Genomic DNA, 1676 nt, shown 5'->3' with positions numbered 1-1676 from the left:
AGATCCACAAGGCGCGCAACATCATGGAACGCCTGCCGAAAGAGCATCATGCGGCCACCCGTCGGGTGCTGCGCCAGGCCTGGGAGCTCGATGACCCCGACAAGGCTGAAAAATTGATCCGCAATCTCGCGCGTCGACTCGACCAGCAATGGCCCGGCGTAGCGGCCAGCATCCTCGAAGGCCTCGACGAAATCCTGATTGTCGTCCGGTTGAAGCTGCCGAAGGAGCTTCGTCGATCGCTCGCTTGTACCAACATCGCCGAGAACATGATGGGCACCATTCGCCGCGTCACGCGCAACGTCAAACGCTGGCGGGATGCCGGTATGGCCTTGCGATGGGGCGCGGCCAGCATGATCGAGGCCAACAAGGGCTTCCGACGATTGAAGGCGCATAAGCAATTGTCGGTTCTGCGTGCGGCCCTTCAAGCTCGCCACGATCGCATGACGATCAACCCCGTTGCCCACGTCACGAGGGCCGCGTAACATTCATTCCGGCAACGTTGGCCCGACGTAGTTCAACACCGATCGGGACATCCCCGCTTCTTAACCGACGACTGCTTAGTCGCGAATCCGGCCGCACGGCGGTTGCTGAAGATTGGACAAGAAGCCTGCATGCGTGAGTCGAGGCGCTCGGGTTTTCGGGGAGCGTCTGTCACTAGACGCCGTCTATGACGGCTCCTCGAGCATGAACTTCGAGAATACAGTCGTCTTGTCCATTGCCACGCGAATTGCGGCCGAAAAGGCCTGGCCGAACGAATAAAGGATGAGAATCTGCTAGCTGGCAATCGTCAACTTAATCGGCCTCTGAGCCGAAGACGGCACGTCTCAGAGGTTCGAGAATCGGCGATAGCGCCTGCAACCCGCTCACCCGACGATGACTGGTCTGCTCGGCAGACCGCTCGCCGGCACGGCGAGCTGTGGTGTAGACTTGTCGTCCTGGCGTAAGTTTGCCATGTTTGCTTTCCATTTTCTGCGAGTTACTGACTTGCTTAGCACTGTCAATTGCCCTTTTCAGGTGCTTACCCACTTAATTGAGAGCTGAGAACAGCGAACCTACTAATTCTAGCACCTCTGTACAGTGATTGTGGCTCTTTGGAAGTGAGCGGATAGACGCGGCCCTAACCCCGATCGCGGCCACCAGCACGAGATCGTCACCGGGATGCAACCCATCGATTTGGACCACCAGACGAGCGCGGACAGATCCGCAGCCATGAAGTCGGCCAGCCGCGCCGGCACATTGATCAGCACCAGGTTCATCGTCCAGCGACCGAGCCGTTCCTCATGCGCGGCTGTTTCCAAGCTCGGGATATGACCTCGCATAGCGGCGGATCGCCGCGCTGCTCAAGCGCGAGCGGCGATCCGCCGGCCACGACCCGGTCAACGCCAAGCGCGTCCACCGGCTGATGATGAAGAGCGGCTTGTTGCTGGCCCGGCATACATGGCGCCGCGTCCCGCGGGCCCATGATGGAACGATCATGACAAGCCGCTCCAATGAGCGCTGGTGTTCAGACGCGATCGAGTTCACCTGCTGGAATGGCGAGATCGTGCGCGGGTTGCCTTTGCTCTGGACGTAAGCGCGGCTTTCTACGCACCTTTTTATGTTGAGAGAGCTGATGCATGAGGTGTCCACCAAATGTGAGGTGGACACTACGTGATGGAAGAAGGACAGAAGCTGCG

At 59.2% G+C, this 1676-nt stretch carries 1 protein-coding gene and 2 pseudogenes; 2 read left to right on the top strand and 1 reads right to left on the bottom strand.

What is annotated here, in order from left to right; translation table 11 throughout:
* Nucleotides 1-482: transposase (locus K359_RS0147935; protein WP_029085245.1), on the top strand; the 482-nt coding region annotated here is incomplete at its 5' end.
* A gap of 637 nt (nucleotides 483-1119) precedes the next feature.
* Here the strand turns inward: K359_RS0147935 and K359_RS62920 are convergent.
* Nucleotides 1120-1307 (bottom strand): annotated as a pseudogene (locus K359_RS62920) (IS256 family transposase); the annotation flags it as partial.
* Nucleotides 1308-1321: 14 nt separating this feature from the next.
* Here K359_RS62920 and K359_RS65640 point away from each other — a divergent pair.
* Nucleotides 1322-1549 (top strand): annotated as a pseudogene (locus K359_RS65640) (IS3 family transposase); the annotation flags it as partial.
* Nucleotides 1550-1676: the final 127 nt, after the last annotated feature.

This window comes from Bradyrhizobium sp. th-b2 (assembly GCF_000426785.1).
Classification (GTDB): domain Bacteria; phylum Pseudomonadota; class Alphaproteobacteria; order Rhizobiales; family Xanthobacteraceae; genus Bradyrhizobium; species Bradyrhizobium septentrionale.
Note: the sequence above shows the minus strand (reverse complement) of the source record. Positions and strands in the feature narration are given on the sequence as shown.